The organism is Asticcacaulis sp. (assembly GCF_020217185.1).
Taxonomy (GTDB): domain Bacteria; phylum Pseudomonadota; class Alphaproteobacteria; order Caulobacterales; family Caulobacteraceae; genus Asticcacaulis.
Genome location: NZ_JAIWNX010000196.1, coordinates 1 through 14,706 on the forward strand (window position 1 = coordinate 1; position 14,706 = coordinate 14,706).

At 61.0% G+C, this 14,706-nt stretch carries 15 protein-coding genes; 6 read left to right on the plus strand and 9 right to left on the minus strand.

Annotated features, from left to right (window positions below):
* Positions 1–55: 55 nt before the first annotated feature.
* The 3 genes from LDL37_RS09655 to LDL37_RS09665 form a co-directional block, all read right to left on the minus strand.
* A complete protein-coding gene (locus LDL37_RS09655; protein ID WP_290797342.1) occupies positions 56–580 on the minus strand; it encodes a prepilin peptidase in 525 nt (174 codons plus the stop codon).
* A 112-nt stretch (positions 581–692) separates the two neighbouring features.
* A complete protein-coding gene (locus tag LDL37_RS09660; protein WP_290797345.1) occupies positions 693–869 on the minus strand; it encodes a Flp family type IVb pilin in 177 nt (58 codons plus the stop codon).
* A 74-nt stretch (positions 870–943) separates the two neighbouring features.
* The gene (locus tag LDL37_RS09665; protein WP_290797348.1) at positions 944–1,108 is read right to left on the minus strand and encodes a Flp family type IVb pilin; all 165 of its coding nucleotides are present in this window, start codon (positions 1,106–1,108) and stop codon (positions 944–946) included.
* Positions 1,109–1,484: 376 nt separating this feature from the next.
* Here LDL37_RS09665 and LDL37_RS09670 point away from each other — a divergent pair, with 376 nt between their 5' ends.
* The 3 genes from LDL37_RS09670 (at position 1,485) to LDL37_RS09680 (ending at position 3,132) form a co-directional block, all read left to right on the plus strand.
* A complete protein-coding gene (locus LDL37_RS09670; RefSeq protein WP_290797351.1) occupies positions 1,485–1,913 on the plus strand; it encodes a pilus assembly protein N-terminal domain-containing protein in 429 nt (142 codons plus the stop codon).
* A 74-nt stretch (positions 1,914–1,987) separates the two neighbouring features.
* Positions 1,988–2,578 carry a TadE/TadG family type IV pilus assembly protein gene (locus tag LDL37_RS09675; RefSeq protein ID WP_290797354.1) on the plus strand — a complete coding sequence of 197 codons (591 nt, stop codon included), beginning with the start codon at positions 1,988–1,990 and terminating at the stop codon, positions 2,576–2,578.
* On the plus strand, positions 2,578–3,132 hold the full coding sequence (locus LDL37_RS09680; RefSeq protein WP_290797356.1) for a TadE/TadG family type IV pilus assembly protein: 555 nt from the start codon (positions 2,578–2,580) through the stop codon (positions 3,130–3,132). The genes LDL37_RS09675 and LDL37_RS09680 overlap by 1 nt, the downstream gene beginning before the upstream one ends.
* On the opposite strand, the gene LDL37_RS09685 is transcribed toward LDL37_RS09680, so the two are convergent.
* From LDL37_RS09685 to LDL37_RS09705, 5 genes are all read right to left on the minus strand, one after another.
* Positions 3,129–4,523, minus strand: a complete 1,395-nt coding sequence (locus tag LDL37_RS09685) for an anthranilate synthase component I family protein (RefSeq protein ID WP_290797360.1) — start codon at positions 4,521–4,523, stop codon at positions 3,129–3,131. The genes LDL37_RS09680 and LDL37_RS09685 overlap by 4 nt on opposite strands.
* Positions 4,524–4,920: 397 nt before the next feature.
* Entirely contained in the window at positions 4,921–6,384 is a 1,464-nt protein-coding gene (locus tag LDL37_RS09690) for a S41 family peptidase (protein ID WP_290797363.1), read from the minus strand.
* Positions 6,385–6,494: 110 nt separating this feature from the next.
* Positions 6,495–7,634, minus strand: coding sequence for a peptidoglycan DD-metalloendopeptidase family protein (locus tag LDL37_RS09695; protein WP_290797366.1), 1,140 nt, complete (start codon positions 7,632–7,634; stop codon positions 6,495–6,497).
* Positions 7,635–7,816: 182 nt separating this feature from the next.
* A complete protein-coding gene (locus tag LDL37_RS09700; protein ID WP_290797369.1) occupies positions 7,817–8,869 on the minus strand; it encodes a ribonucleotide-diphosphate reductase subunit beta in 1,053 nt (350 codons plus the stop codon).
* Between the two features lie 232 nt (positions 8,870–9,101).
* Positions 9,102–9,935, minus strand: a complete 834-nt coding sequence (locus LDL37_RS09705) for a tetratricopeptide repeat protein (protein ID WP_290797372.1) — start codon at positions 9,933–9,935, stop codon at positions 9,102–9,104.
* Between the two features lie 118 nt (positions 9,936–10,053).
* Here LDL37_RS09705 and LDL37_RS09710 point away from each other — a divergent pair, with 118 nt between their 5' ends.
* Both LDL37_RS09710 and LDL37_RS09715 read left to right on the plus strand, forming a co-directional pair.
* Positions 10,054–11,466 carry a leucyl aminopeptidase family protein gene (locus LDL37_RS09710; RefSeq protein WP_290797374.1) on the plus strand — a complete coding sequence of 471 codons (1,413 nt, stop codon included), beginning with the start codon at positions 10,054–10,056 and terminating at the stop codon, positions 11,464–11,466.
* 201 nt (positions 11,467–11,667) lie between these two features.
* Positions 11,668–12,522 carry an SH3 domain-containing protein gene (locus LDL37_RS09715; RefSeq protein WP_290797376.1) on the plus strand — a complete coding sequence of 285 codons (855 nt, stop codon included), beginning with the start codon at positions 11,668–11,670 and terminating at the stop codon, positions 12,520–12,522.
* 59 nt (positions 12,523–12,581) lie between these two features.
* Here LDL37_RS09715 and LDL37_RS09720 read toward each other — a convergent pair whose 3' ends face one another.
* Positions 12,582–13,313, minus strand: coding sequence for a cytochrome c family protein (locus tag LDL37_RS09720; protein ID WP_290797378.1), 732 nt, complete (start codon positions 13,311–13,313; stop codon positions 12,582–12,584).
* A 422-nt stretch (positions 13,314–13,735) separates the two neighbouring features.
* On the opposite strand from LDL37_RS09720, the gene LDL37_RS09725 reads away from it, so the two are divergent.
* Entirely contained in the window at positions 13,736–14,590 is an 855-nt protein-coding gene (locus LDL37_RS09725; protein WP_290797380.1) for a prephenate dehydratase, read from the plus strand.
* Positions 14,591–14,706 lie beyond the last annotated feature (116 nt).

The following is a 14,706-nucleotide window of genomic DNA, read 5'->3' on the forward strand; positions in this document are numbered from 1 at the left end:
CCGGACGAATTTGTGAAAATGATACCGGAAACACCCATTTGCACGTCTGATCTGCCTATCCGGCCAGCCTGTTCAGCAACGGCCACAGGTCGCTGTAGGGAATGGCCAGCAGGCCCCCGGCACAGATGGCGACCCCATAGGGGATGTCCCCTTGCGGCTTGAGCAGGGTTTGCAGCCACTGAGGCAGGGTGGGGGTATAGATTTGCAGGAACTGCCGTGCCAGCAGCAGCAACAGGGTAAAGGCCCCGCCCACCAGAGCGGTGTAGGTCAGAAAGGCCAGAACGCCTTCCGGATGAAACCACAGGGCCGTCGCCGCGAGAAGTTTGGCGTCGCCACCGCCTAAAACCTTGAAGGCGAAGGCGGCAAAGCCCACAACGAGAATGCCCAAACCGATGCCGGTATGGAGGGCTATGCTGAGGGGTGACAGGCCCAGAAGCAGGGCGGCGGGAAAAAAGACGCCGGCAAGGATCAGGCTCAGGCGGTTCGGAATGGTCATCGAACGCAGGTCGCTGATGGCCGCCCAGACGAGACAGGCCGGATAGACGACGCAGAAGAGGGCGGGGATCAGAACGGCGGGCATCGGTCAGAGGCTCTCGATGGCGATTTCACAGAGGCTCAGCCATAGACCGAACAGGGTTAAGAGAGTGTTTTACTGCAAATAGAGGCGATAAATTAAAGACCAGACCGCCGGTTCAGTTTGTCAGCGCGCCACCGATTTTGTCGCCGAGCGCTGTATAGTGTTCTTTCATGGAGTCGCCCCAGGCCAGTATAGCCGTCGATGCCACGAGAAAGATCAGGGCCGCAATCAGGGCGTATTCAAGAGCGGTTGCGCCGGTCTCATCTGTCCAGAAGGTTTTGAGCGTGGGCATCGGCGAGGTCCTGAAAAAAAGGGCCGCAGACATCGATCTGCGGCCCTTCGCCTGGGTTGCTAAACCGCGGTCAATTAGCCGACGGCGTCTTTGATTTCGGTGAACTTGGCTTCCAGGTTGGTGCCGATGGTGGTCAGCACGCTGATCAGGACGACGGCGATCAGGGCGGCGATCAGGCCGTATTCGATAGCCGTGGCGCCCGATTCGTCTTTAGCAAAGTTCTTGATGAGGTTGGTCATGAGAGTCTCCATTAGAGTAGTATGCTAAGCAAGTGAGGTTTAACTTCGGACCGGGGTGGTGAGTTGTTTGGCTCACTTGCTCCCGAACACGAATGCAGAATATGTGATCGCAATTAATATGAAGTAAACAATGGAAATTTTATGAGATTTTTCTATAGTTAATAATGATTTACTGTAAATTTTCGTTAAGGTTAATTCTTATAAACGATGTTGTATATTGAAATTTGGTCAAATTTTTTTTCATTAATATTGCGTTCAGCATTTTTAAACATATCTTGTTTACCTGTGTTCCTAACCTGAAGCTCATATTCCTGAGGCAGGCTGGAAGCTGCGCCGGGGGCACAATCGTCCAGCGCCTTTGCAGATGGAGGCAAAGATGACGAAACAGATGATAATGGCCGCGTGTCTGGCTGTGGCGGCGCTTTTACCCGTCGGTGCGGCCGAAGCCGCCAGCAAGATCGTGGTCGAAAAAAACCACAGCGCACGGGTGGTCCTGCCGGCACCTGCCGGATCGGTGATCGTCGGAAATCCCGATGTGGCCGATGTGACCGTCGTCGATTCGCGCACTATATATATAATCGGTCGGGGCTTTGGCCGGTCTTCGGTTTCGGTCACCGACAGCACGGGCCGCAATATTTTTGACGCCGATGTGATGGTGGGCACACCGGTCGAGGGGGGCGTCACCGTTTATAAGGGCATGAAATCCAGCACCCTGATCTGTGGTCGTACCTGCATCGAGCAGACCGACGGGATGCAGTCGTCTTCCACCCCCGCGCCGGCACCGCCACCTACCCCGGCGAGTTAATCCTCCAATTTAACCCCCTGTTGACTCCCTCTCGTTTAGGATGTGGACACAGTTCTTTTGATGGGACGGACAGGGTGCGCAGACTGCTGACCAAAACCGCGATTTTTCGCCGCCGCCCCGGAGCGCATGGCGAAAGCCGTTTCACACGTTTCGCAACGCGTGCCAGATTTGGCCTATGGCGTGACCGCCGGGGTTCGACCGCGGTGGAATTTGCCGTTATTGCCCTGCCCTTTTTTGGTTTGATCATGGGCTGCCTCGAACTGGCGATCGTGCTGGTTGCCGGCGTGTCGCTCGATCTGGCCGCCAGCAAGGTGTCGCGTGAGTTGCGGACCGGCCAGTCCACCAAGCCGACCACGTCCAGCGCCTTCATTACCAAGGTCTGCGCGGAAATGGCGTGGCTGGGGTCGGATTGCACATCCAAGATGCGCGCCGATGTCCGCACCTTCACCAATTTCAAAATGGTAACCGAAGCCCCCAACGTCATCGTGAACGGTGAATTCACCAACCTGCAATATACGGCAGGGGGCAGCAGCCAGATCCAGCTGGTGCGCGTCTATTATCCCTGGCGGGTCGTTTCGCCGTTTATGAAGCCCGGTCTCGGCGCTCTGAGCAGCGGGGAAATGGTTGTCTCCTCCACCATCGTTTTCAGAAACGAGCCCTTCTGATGCTGAGATGTCTGGGTAAACACCTGCGGTTTGGCCTCCGGGCGCAAGGCGGTACGGCGGCGGTGGAATTCGCCCTGATCGCGCCGGTTCTCATTGTCATCTACTGGGGGCTGGCCGATCTCAGCCTCGGTCTGATGGCCAGTCGCCGCACGTCGCACCTGGCCGCCAGCATGGGGGACCTGGTCGCGCAGTCCGAAAGCCTGACTCAGGCCAATGTGGACGATATTTTTGAAATCGGCAGCAGTATTCTTGATCCCTTTCCCGCCGGGACCAAGTTACATATGCGTATCTCCAGTGTAACGCGCAACGCGACCACCGGCGTTATCGCGGCGGACTGGACACCGGCTCCGAGCAAAAACTGGCAGGGCACCCTACCGTTTGATACCAAAGGCCTGACCACGGATCAGTTGCCTGCGGGCCAGACCCTGATCGTCACCGAGGTCATCTACGACTTCACGCCGCCGATCGGTAAGTTCCTGCCCATCAATACGACGTTCAAATCGACGACCTACCATCATCCGCGGTCGGGCAGTCAGATCCCGTTGAAACCTTAATATCTGCGCTCCAGCACCTGTCGGAACAGGGACAGCTTGGTTTCGGTTTCGCGGCGTTCATCGGCCGGATCGGAGTCGGCGACAATGCCGCCACCCGCACTGACCCTTAAGTGCCATTGGCCCCTTTCGTCGCGTTCACAGGCGGCCGTGCGGATCAGCACATTCGAGTCCATGGCACCCGACGCATCGACCCAGAACAGCGAGCCACAATAGGGACCGCGCGGCGCCTCCAGCGCCTGAATGACCTTCATGGCCTGCACCTTGGGCGCACCGGAAATCGAGCCGGGCGGGAAGGTGGCCAGCAGCACATCGGCGGCTGTGTGCCCGGCTTTCAGTTGCGCGGTGACGACGGACACCAGATGATGCACATTGGGATAAGATTCCAGCGCGTTCAGGGCTTCGACGCGCACCGAGCCGACCTCGGCGACCTTCGACAGGTCGTGACGCATCAGATCGACGATCATCAGGTTTTCGGCGCGATCCTTGGCGCTGTTCAGCAGTTCCTGACCCAGCTCTGAGTCAGTCTGCGGCGTGTGCCCGCGTGGGCGCGTGCCCTTGATCGGACGGGTTTCCATGCGCCCGTCGGCCTCAAGACGGATAAAACGTTCCGGGCTGTTCGACACCACGGCGCGGTCGCCAAAGCGCACAAAGGCGCCGAAAGGACTGGCCCCCGCTTCGGCCAGCGCCTGTAAAATGTGATCGGGCGCGAGGCCGGGTTTCAGAGCGCCGCGCCAGCCGCGCGCCAGATTGGCCTGAAACAGGTCACCGGCATGGATTTGCGCCACCAGCGTCGCCACCTTCGCCTCAAACTCGGCGTCCGGTGTTTCGCTGAGCAATGGGCTGTCCATCAAGGCGGCGGGTCGGGGCGGGGACGCCACGGTTTCGACCTGCGCCGCCAAGGCCTCGGCCCGCTGTCGCGCCGCTTCGGGCGTTGTGCCGCGCCCCAGTACCAGCCGCCGCTTCTGATGCAGGTCGAAAGCGAGAACCGCCGAAAAGCGCATCAGCACCAGTTCGGGCCACGGTTCAGCCCCCAACTCAAACGCACGCGGCGGCAGGTTTTCCAGCCGCGGGCCCAGCTCAAACCCGGCCAACCCGATCAGCCCGCCGGTAAAGGGCGGCAAATCCGCGATGTCGTTACCGTGGACATGGGTGTTACCCAACGCCTGCGCACAGGCCGTGCGCAACACCTCTTCCGGGTGGCGCGCATCGTCAAAGGCAAACACCTCTGTGTCATCGGGTGCCACACACAGCCACGACCAGCGCCCCAGCGCCCCGCCATCGGACAGGAAACCGGCGCAGCGCTCCGACCTCAGCACGCTGCCGAAAAAGGCTTCGGGCGGCCGGTAGGGCAAGGAGAGGATATGCAGATGCTCAGGAAACGGGGGCGTCATTGGTGTTCACGGCGGGCGGCTTCAACTCTCACGGCAACTTGATTCGCCCGTTAAGCCATTGAGGATCATTATGATTGCAGGTTTCGCCACACAAGCCTGTCTTTTTAGACACTCTCTGGCATGTATGACGAGTGGCCTATGGATGGAGGTCCATGAGATGTATCCTGACGCCCGGTGCGACGCATCGGGCGTTTTTTTCAGGTCTTATACGCGCTCTGCCCGTGTGCGGATGCAACAACCCCCGCCCAAATAAAGGATACCAACGGCCGAAGATGCTGACCGCATCCGGCCGTTGGACACACGAGACTGTCTCATATGTGTCAGTGAGATGAGACCGTCTCGAAAGGCATACCAAGAGCCATTTTCAATGACTCTCGGTATGATGCGGGGGTGTCGCTTACTTCGGTTGCGCCGAGCTTGAGGATGACGACGACGAAGCGGTCGCCGTATTGGGAGCCGCCGCCGGGGCTGGTTTGGCCGGACCGGCCTTGGTCTTGCCCGCAAAGCGCTCGCTCGGCGTATCGACCAGATCGGACATGGCCAGCTTGAGGCCGCGCGGGTGCGCCGCCGCCATCTTCACGTCGCCGCCATAGTTCAGCACGTCGATGGCGCGCGCCAGTTGGAAGTCACCGGTTTTGACGTCGTAGGAATCCGGCGGCACTTCGGACACGACGTGCGCTTCCTGACGCTTCTTGCCCTCATCGGCATCCAGCGCGTTCTTGTAATCGGCTTCCGAGAAGGAATAGGCGCGGTTGGCGATCACCTTGGCCTGATCGCGCGATTGCGCCACTTCCAGATCGGGCTCGATGCCCGTCTTCTGGATCGAGCGGCCCGACGGCGTGTAATAGCGCGCAATGGTCATCTTCACCGCGCGGTTTTCGCCCAGATTGATGACGCTCTGCACCGAACCCTTGCCAAAGGTGGTCAGGCCGACGGTTGAGGCCCGCTTGTGATCCTGAAGCGCGCCTGCAACGATTTCCGCCGCCGAAGCCGTACCCGGATTGGTCAGAACCACGATCGGCTTGCCGTTCATGATGTCGCCCTTATGGGCCTGATAGCGGGTGATGTCGTCGGGCTTGCGCCCACGCTGCGACACCACTTCGCCACCTTCGAGGAACAGGTCGGCGACGCCCACCGACTGATCGAGCAGACCGCCGGGATTGTTGCGCAAATCGAGGATCAGCCCCTTCATCTGCGGGTTCTTCGTGCGCAGATCGCTCAGCGCCTCATAGGATTCGCGCGCCGTATTCTCGTTGAAGTTCGAGATGCGCAGATAGCCGTAAGCGCCTTCCATGCGCGCCTTGACCGACTTCACATTGATGATTTCGCGCTTCAGCTTGACGTCGAACGGCTCGTCCTTGCCTTCGCGGTAGATGGTCAGCGTCAGGTCCGTCTCCGGCGTCCCCTTCATCTTGGAGACGGCCTCGTTCAGGCGCATCCCCAGAATCGAGGTGCCGTCGATGGCGGTGATAAAGTCACCCGACTGGATACCCGCCTTCATGGCCGGGGTGTCGTCCATCGGGGTGACCACCTTCACCGCGCCGTCTTCGGACTGCACCTCAAGGCCGATGCCGCCATAGGCGCCCTTGGTGCGTTCCTGAAGGTCGGTGAAATCATCCGCCGACAAGTAGTTGGAATGCGGATCGAGCGAGGACAGCATCCCCTGAAGCGCGGCTTCAATCAGCTTCTTGTCGTCCACCTCGACCACATAGTTCTGCTTGACCAGCGCCACGACGTCGCCAAACAGCTCAAGCATTTCATAGGTATCGGACTTGGGCGAAAAGGCCGGCTGATTGGCGTAGGCCACCGCACCAATGCTCAGGGCCAGAGCGGCGACGCCGCCCAGGAAATAATTTCTCATATAGTCCTCTTTGGAGCTTCCTGGCTCCGTAATGGCCACCCGCAAACCTGCGGTGGCACAGACGCTTACTACCCATACTACAGGCTTTTAATGTGGCGTAAACAGGGCCTTTACAGCTTGCTCAGATCGAAGCCGGTGGCCGGATTGACGGGGTTTTCGCCCTGGCGCAGCTCCATATAAAAGACCGTCGGCTTGTCGGTCAGATTGGGCGTGCGCCCCAGCGGCTCCCCCCTGGCCACGGTGCGGTTGGGATCGACATAGACCCGCCCCAGCCCCGTCATCACCACATGATAGCCATTGCCGATATCGAGAATGATCACCTGACCATAGCCGTCCAGCGGCCCGGCATATTCAACGCGGCCATTGCCGGGGCTGCGCACCTGCGCCCCCGGCGTGGTCTTCAGCCGCAGGCCGCGGCTGGTCTGACCGTCCACCGTCTCGCCATAGCTGGCGGCCTTTTCACCCACCACAGGCAGTTGTAGGTCGAGCGTCCGGCTCTGGGCCGGGCGCAGCGGCGAGGGCAGGCCCAGCAGGGTCCGCTGCCGCGCCTCAAGCTCCAGATTGCGCGCCTCAATGGCATCGGCTTCACGCAAAAGCTGGTCTTCCAGCGCCGCCCGATCGGCCATCAGGGTCTCTAACTGCTTCTGTTGCTCCGACACGTCGCTTTCGGAAATAAACAGCGCCTCGTTCTGCAAAGCCGCCTCGCGCCGCACGCGGATCAGGTTGCGGTTCTCCTCAGACAGCACGGCCGCGCGCTTTTTCAGCTCCGGCGTAATCTCTTTCAGCAATATGGCCGCGATCACCGCGTCATTGGCCTTGCGCGTCGAAACGAAAATCGTCGGCGGCGGGTTGCGCGAATAGATCTGCAAGGCGCTGAGCAACCGCGCCTGCTTGTTGCGCAACGTCCCCAGCCGCCGCGTCATATCGGCCTCAAGCAGGCTCAGCGTCTCCAGCCGCGCGCGATAGATCGCCGCCCGCTGTTCCGACGCCCCCTGCGTGCGGGCTATGTCGATCATCTGCGCCCGCAGCCGCTCGATCTCCTGCGCGATCTCCCGCGCCGACTGATGCTTCTGCTCGCGCTTGCGGGCATTGGCGCGCAACTCCGCCCCCAGCGTGTCCAGCTCGGTCTGCGCCTGCTTACTTAAGGGTTTCTGAACCGGCTGCGCCCCCACCGTGCCCGTGCACAACAGCACGAGCAGCGTCAGCGCAACCGGCTTGGCGGCGCGCAGCAGGGCAGGGTAAGGGATCATCCGCTCAGGCTAAGGGCAGAAGGTTAATGCGCCGTTAGGGGAGGTTAATTGATTCAAGATGTGGGGGCGCAGCCCCCACACCCCGATACAAAAAAGCGCCCCATTGCCTGACAATGGAGCGCTTTAATCATCCGGGGTTTGGGGCCTGCGGCCCCAAAAAAAACCTTTAAAGACCTTATCCCTTACACATTCACGCCGCGGGTGGCTTCCGAGCGCTTTTTGAGCAGGGTATCGAAAGCGTCCCACACACCTTCGCCGCCGGTCCAAGAGCCCTTGGTCGCGGCCTTGGAGTATTCGGTGGCACGGGCTTCGAAGAAGTTGGCGTGTTCGACGCCCGACAGCAGGACCTGAAGCCAGGGCAGCGGGTTTTCCTGCACGCCGAACACTTCGGGCAGTTCCAGTTGACGCAGGCGCCAGTCGGCGATGTAGCGGATATATTGTTTGATGTCGTCCGGCGTCATGCCCTCGACCGGACCCATTTCGAAGGCCAGTTCGATGAACTTGTCTTCGAGGCCGACCACGGTTTTGCAGCAATCGACGATGTCGTCTGCCACGGCCTTGGTCACCGCGCCGGTTTCCTTGTTGAAGGCGTGGTAGAGCTTGATGATGCCTTCGCAGTGCAGGCTTTCGTCGCGCACCGACCACGAGACGATCTGCCCCATGCCCTTCATCTTGTTGAAGCGCGGGAAGTTCATCAGCATGGCGAAGGAGGCAAACAGTTGCAGGCCTTCGGTAAAGCCACCGAACATAGCGAGCGTGCGGCAGATATCGGCATCGGTATCGACGCCGAACTTCTGCATGAAGTCGTGTTTGTCGCGCATGGCCTCGTATTCCATGAACGCGCCAAACTCGGCTTCGGGCATACCGATGGTTTCGAGCAGCAGGGCATAGGCGGCGATGTGCACGGTCTCCATATTGGCGAAGGCCGACAGCATCATCTTGATCTCGGTCGGTTTGAACACCCGACCGTATTTTTCCATGTAGTTGTCCTGAACCTCGATGTCCGACTGCGTGAAGAAGCGGAAGATCTGGGTCAGCAGGTTGCGCTCATTGTCGTTCAGCTTGGACGCCCAGTCTTTGACGTCTTCGCCCAGCGGCACCTCTTCGGGCAGCCAGTGCACCTGTTGCTGCTTTTGCCAGAAGTCGAAGGCCCACGGATAGCGGAACGGCTTATAGGCAATCGAGGGGGTAAGCAGGCCCGCCTTGGGCTGGGCACCGGGGATGATGAGGCTCATGGCATGACTTCCGAATCGACACTGAACTGAGGCCCCATATCACCACACTTTGTAGTTAACACCAGATGAATATCTACATCTTGTGTGGGCACAATGTCGCGTCTGGGGATAATTGGCCGCGCGGGTGAGTCGCCCGTCGCGCGTGCACCCTAGCACAGGCGCGGGGGCAGACAGGAGTCCCATTCTGGGGTTTTGGCCCGCATTTATCTTACGGGCGGCGCGGTTTTACAGATCACCCGCCCTTGAGGCTGTTCCAGTCGCGGGCCGGGGCCGTGGCACCGGCGGGTTTCAGCGAGGCCTGAAGCCAGGCGAGGTTTTTATCCGCCACATCCGGCGGCAGGTCCTGCCGCAGCAGTTTTTCCGCCTCGGCCAGCTTGCCCTGCATCCCCAGAACGAGCGCCAGATTCTGACGCACCTGAATGGTCGCGCCGGGCAGGGTGACGGCGCGGCGCAGGATCGTTTCGGCCTGCGCCAGATCGCCATTGCCGGCCTTGTACATGGCCTGATTGGTGAGGACGGCGGGGTTATCGGGCGACAGGCTGAGCGCCTTGTCCCACATGGTCAGCGCCTCTTCGCTGCGCTTGGTCTGGTCATAGGCCACACCCAGAAGCGACCAAGCGCGCCAGTCATTGGGTTTCAATGTCGTGGCGGTTTGCAGCGGGTCGATGGCGTAGAAGGCGTCATTATTGGCGATGTGGCCGCGCGCCGCCGCCAGCAAGGCCTCGTAATTTTGCGGCGCGAACAACAGCACGCGGTGCGCCGTATCGGCGGCTTCCTTGGGGCTGCCCAGTGCGCGCTGCGCCTCCGACAGGGCCAGTCCGGCCTCAATATCGGTCGGGTCATTGACAAATTCGCGATTGAAAAAGGCCGCGCGCCCCAGCGGGTCGAGGCGCATCGCCGCTTCGCGTTCGGCCCTGGTCGCCTTGACCGGCTTGGGCGGAGCCGGTGTCTCCACCAGCTTGACCGATTTCAGGCCTGATTTTTCGGCCGGTTTGGCGTCTTCGGCGGCCAGAACGGGAAGGGCCAGCAAACCGCCAGCGAGCAACAGAACGGCAAGACGGGTCATGCGACACCCTGAGACGGCCGGAGGCGTTCTGGCCTCGCAAAAACGAATACGGCTTTAAGCTTTGATTTAGACCCCTAAATATATGGTTAAACCCTCTGCTGTTCCTGAGAAGACTGCCATGCCCAAGCCCTTGCCCAACCCGCCCGCCAAAACGCCCGAAAACATCATCTTCGGCCTGTTTGAGGATGAGGTGGAGGCGGCGTTGTCCGCCCTGGAGGCGACGCAGGCGGCGTTTTTGCGGGCGAAGGGCTTTACGGGTAAGGCGGGGGCGCTGGTCGTGCTGCCGCTCAATGGCGGTCTGGCGGCGTGGTTCGGTCTGGGGGTGCGCCGGGCCTATAATCCTCTGTGCTTCCGCGCCCTGCCGGGGCAGTTGCCTTCCGGGGTGTGGCGGCTGAAGGCCGATGAGGGGCTGGATCGCAAGGCCATCCATGTGGCGTTCCAACTGGGGGCTTACGTCTTTGATCGCTATAAGGCCGGCAAGGCCTTACGCGATGAGGTGCGGCTGGACGCCAGCGACCTTGATGCCGAGGCGCGCGACGCCGTGGCGCTGGAGGTTTCGGCGCACGATCTGGTGCGTGATCTGGTCAATACGCCCGCCAATGATATGGGCCCGGCCGAGATCGAAGCAGCGGCGAGGTCGCTGGCCTCAGAGTTCAATGCACAGATCAGCGTCATTACCGGGGATGCGCTGCTGCGTGAAAACTTCCCGGCGGTGCACGCCGTGGGTCGTGCGGCGGTCGAAGCCCGCGCCCCGCGCTTTATCGAAATCGACTGGACGCCGCAGGTCGAGGATATTTCCGATGTCCGCAAGCCGGTCATTGTTCTGGTCGGCAAGGGCGTGGTGTTTGACACCGGCGGCCTGAACATCAAGGGCGGGGCCGGTATGGCCCTGATGAAAAAGGATATGGGTGGTGCGGCGCATGTGCTGGGGCTGGCGCGCCTGATCATGGGGGCCAATCTGCGTGTGCGTCTGCACGTACTGATCAGCGCCGTTGAAAACGCCATTTCCGGCGACGCCTTCCGGCCGGGCGACATCATCGCCTCGCGCGCCGGGCGCTCGATCGAGGTCGGCAATACGGATGCCGAAGGGCGGTTGATTCTGGCCGATGCCCTGACGCGGGCCGCGGAGCTGGAGCCCGATCTGACGCTCGATTTTGCCACCCTGACCGGCGCGGCGCGCGTGGCGCTGGGGCCGGAAGTCATCCCCTTCTATACGGACGACGAAGAGATGGCGCGGCGGCTGGAGGTGGCGGCCATTGCCGAGCACGACCCGCTGTGGCGGATGCCGCTGTGGGCCGGGTATCGTGACGCTTTGGAGTCCGATATCGCCGATCTCAGGAACGATCCGCAGGGTTGGGCGCAGGCCGGATCGGTGACGGCGGCGTTGTTCCTGCAAAGGTTCGCGCCACAGACGGGGGCGTGGGTGCATTTCGACCTCTACGCCTGGAACCCGCGCGGCCGTCCGGGCTTCCCCGTCGGGGCCGAGGCCCAGACCCTGCGCGCCGTCTTCCGCCTGATCCGCGGGCTGTGACAATCTGCGCCTCGCCGGTCGTGTCATTAACTCCACATTCGCATCTTTGCGCTATGGTCTTGCTCTAAGCCTTTCTCTGTTAAGACTTTTTTACGAAGGTTAAGCAGGTGAAAAGGGCATGATGGTGAGTTTTTTTGAACGCCTCATATATATCCGAAAAGTGGTATCCACTTTTCGGTATGAGGCTCCAGAGGCAGCAGAATGGCCCACGACGATTTCGACCCGCGCATGACGCCGTTCAAGGACGGCAAGGCCGATCAGCGCCTTCAGGGGCTGATGCGCGCCGAAACCTTTGTCGTTGGCGAAACCCTCGCCTGCGCCGCACCGGTCAGCGCTATCCGCGCCGCCCCCAGCGACAGCGCCGAGCAACTGGATCAGATTCTGTTCGGAGAGCGCTTCCGCGTGATCGAACGTTCCCGCGACTATGTGTGGGGTCAGGCCCTGCGTGACGGCTATTGCGGCTATGTGCGCGAAGCCGACCTGTCGCGCGACTGGTACGTGCCGACCCATTATGTTTCGACCCTGCGCAGCTACGTCTTCTCGGAGCCGAACCTGAAATCGCAGATCGTTTGTGCGCTCAGCCGCAATGCGCTGGTCAGTGTCACCGGCACGGATGGCAATTATGCGCAGCTCAATGATCTGGGCTGGATCTACCGCGCCCACCTGTCGGACTTTACGGATTTCGACCACGACTATGTCAGCGTCGCTGAAACCTATCTCAACGCCCCCTATCAGTGGGGGGGGCGCGAAAGCGAAGGCCTCGATTGCTCCGGTCTGGTGCAGCAGGCGCTCTACGCCGTCGGTCAGGCCTGCCCGCGCGATTCGGACATGCAGTCGCATATGGGCGAAGCGCTGGACATCGGTGCGGACCTGAAAGGCCTCTATCGCGGTGATCTGGTGTTCTGGAAGGGCCACGTCGCCATCATGCGCGACGAAGACCATATCATTCACGCCAATGGCCACCACATGAAGACGGTTATCGAGCCGCTGCGTGAGGCCGTGGACCGCATCGAAGCGGCGGGCGTGGGCCGACCGATCGCCTTCCGCCGACTGTAAGAAATCAAGAGTCTGATGCAAAAAACCCGCCGTCTCCGGCGGGTTTTTCTGTGTCTGGATTACTGTGCGGCGGCCGGAGCCTCAGCCGATGCCGCCGGAGCCGGTGCGGGTGTGGCAGACGCCGCCGGAGCCGCTTTTGCAGAGGCAGGGCTGGCCGCTGTTGCCGGTGCGGCCGCCGCCTCAGCGGGCTGGGCCGGAGCGGCACCCGCTGAGGGCGCCGCGCCCGGCTGACGCGAGGGATCGGGGGCCGGGATCGGATAGCCGGTCGAACCCTTGGAATGCAGGTAGGCGATCAGGGCGATGCGCTCTTCCGGCTTCTTGATACCGGCAAAGCCCATCTTGGTGCCCTTGACCCACTTCGCCGGATTGCCGAGGAAGTGATAGAGCTGATCATAGGTCCAGGTCGGCGCCTCGGCGGCGTGCGCCTTCATGCCGTCGGAATAGGCAAAGCCCGCATGGCCGGCCGTCGCGCGACCCACCACGCCCCACAGGCCCGGACCGGTCATATTGGCATTGGCCGGATCGACATTGTGGCACGAGACGCACTTGCCGAAGGCCTTTTCACCGGCGGCCAGATCGGCGGTCGGCAGCACCGTGCCCCAATCCGGATCAAGCTCAACGGCAGCCGCGCCGCCACCCGCTTCGGCTTCGGCCACTTCGACGGCGTAGCCTGGCTTGGCCGGCGGTTCTGTGTGGTAAAGGGCATCGACGCCCACGCGCGCCACCACAATAACCAGCGCCGCCGTGAGGCCCGCCGCCATGATCTTGTTAAACTGAAGATTACCGCTCATGCCGCCTCTGACGTCCCGACTCTATATCCCAGCGTTCAGCCGCCTATTTGACCGGACGATCCCCTCGGGGTCAATGCCGGGTAGCGGCTCTTTATCTCTGTTCTCTGACACGAAAAGGCCTCATTGCGCAAGCCGCCTTTCGCGCGGCAAAGCGTCCTCAGGGCTTCTGTGTCAAATCGTCGCAGAACCGCAAAAGCCGCCTGCGCACCTGTTTGCCTCTAAGCCAAATCGCGCCCTATTTCCAGCACTAGATAGAAATGACTTTGAGGTGAGGGGACATTTCGCTCTAATTTCTTGTTTCGCCGCCTGTATTTTCAAAACCTACCTTTCGCTTTAGGCATAGAGCTTTGCGCCGAAACCCTTGAAAAACGGCGGAAAGACAGGCACAGACGGCGCTTTCTGTTGTTCAGGGTCTCTCTGCCATGACCGCTTCCCAAAAGATCGCCTATCAGGGCGAACCCGGCGCCTTCAGCCATCAGGCCTGCCGCCGCTGGTTCCCTGACTATACGCCGACCGCTTTCCCGTCCTTTGAGGCGGCCTTTGCGGCGGTGACGGCGGGCGAGTGCGCTCTGGGCATGATTCCGGTCGAAAACGCGCTGGCCGGGCGGGTGGCCGACGTGCACCACCTGTTGCCGCATTCGGGGCTGAAGATCATCGGTGAGCGCTTCCTGCCCATCGAAATGACCCTGATGGGGACGCCGGACGCCGAACTGTCGGATATCAAGGTGGCCTTTTCGCACACCATGGCCCTGATGCAGTGCCGCAACTCGCTGAACGCCCTGGGCATCCGCCCGGAAATCTATCACGATACCGCCGGTGCGGCCCGCCGCCTCAGCGAGACGCAGGAGCGTGACCGCGCCGCCATTGCGCCGGAAATCGCGGCGGAACTTTATGGCCTGAAAATCCTGCGTCGCAATCTGGAAGACGCGCACAACAACACCACGCGCTTTCTGGTCCTCAGCGCGCAGGCCGAAGTCTCTGACCCCGCGGAGGCCGAGCGCGTCCTGACCAGCTTTGTGTTTGGTGTGCGCAACATCCCGGCGGCGCTGTATAAGGCGTTGGGCGGTTTTGCCACCAACGGCATCAATATGATCCGGCTGGAAAGCTATATCCGCGACGGCATCTTTGCCTCGACCTTCTTCTATGCCGAGGTCGAAGGCCGCCCCAGTGACCGCCTGCTGAAACTGGCCTTTGAGGAACTGGCCTTCTTCGCCGAAGAGGTCGAGTTGCTGGGCGTCTATGCCATGGACCCCTTCCGCGCCTCGCAGGGGGTATAATACCAAGGGTTATTGAAAATGACTCTTGGTATTCCATTCGAGAATTTCTCATGTCACTGACACATATGAGAAATTCTCGCTTCTTCAACGGCCGGATGCGGTCAGCATCTTCGGCC

Excerpts from the sequence above, each read along its gene's own strand:
- LDL37_RS09655 (WP_290797342.1), bottom strand. The coding sequence starts at position 580 with ATGCCCGCCGTTCTGATCCCCGCCCTCTTCTGCGTCGTCTATCCGGCC.
- LDL37_RS09710 (WP_290797374.1), top strand. The coding sequence starts at position 10,054 with ATGCCCAAGCCCTTGCCCAACCCGCCCGCCAAAACGCCCGAAAACATC.
- LDL37_RS09720 (WP_290797378.1), bottom strand. The coding sequence starts at position 13,313 with ATGAGCGGTAATCTTCAGTTTAACAAGATCATGGCGGCGGGCCTCACG.
- LDL37_RS09665 (WP_290797348.1), bottom strand. The coding sequence starts at position 1,108 with ATGACCAACCTCATCAAGAACTTTGCTAAAGACGAATCGGGCGCCACG.
- LDL37_RS09700 (WP_290797369.1), bottom strand. The coding sequence starts at position 8,869 with ATGAGCCTCATCATCCCCGGTGCCCAGCCCAAGGCGGGCCTGCTTACC.
- LDL37_RS09670 (WP_290797351.1), top strand. The coding sequence starts at position 1,485 with ATGACGAAACAGATGATAATGGCCGCGTGTCTGGCTGTGGCGGCGCTT.
- LDL37_RS09705 (WP_290797372.1), bottom strand. The coding sequence starts at position 9,935 with ATGACCCGTCTTGCCGTTCTGTTGCTCGCTGGCGGTTTGCTGGCCCTT.
- LDL37_RS09680 (WP_290797356.1), top strand. The coding sequence starts at position 2,578 with ATGCTGAGATGTCTGGGTAAACACCTGCGGTTTGGCCTCCGGGCGCAA.
- LDL37_RS09725 (WP_290797380.1), top strand. The coding sequence starts at position 13,736 with ATGACCGCTTCCCAAAAGATCGCCTATCAGGGCGAACCCGGCGCCTTC.
- LDL37_RS09695 (WP_290797366.1), bottom strand. The coding sequence starts at position 7,634 with ATGATCCCTTACCCTGCCCTGCTGCGCGCCGCCAAGCCGGTTGCGCTG.
- LDL37_RS09715 (WP_290797376.1), top strand. The coding sequence starts at position 11,668 with ATGGCCCACGACGATTTCGACCCGCGCATGACGCCGTTCAAGGACGGC.
- LDL37_RS09685 (WP_290797360.1), bottom strand. The coding sequence starts at position 4,523 with ATGACGCCCCCGTTTCCTGAGCATCTGCATATCCTCTCCTTGCCCTAC.
- LDL37_RS09690 (WP_290797363.1), bottom strand. The coding sequence starts at position 6,384 with ATGAGAAATTATTTCCTGGGCGGCGTCGCCGCTCTGGCCCTGAGCATT.
- LDL37_RS09660 (WP_290797345.1), bottom strand. The coding sequence starts at position 869 with ATGCCCACGCTCAAAACCTTCTGGACAGATGAGACCGGCGCAACCGCT.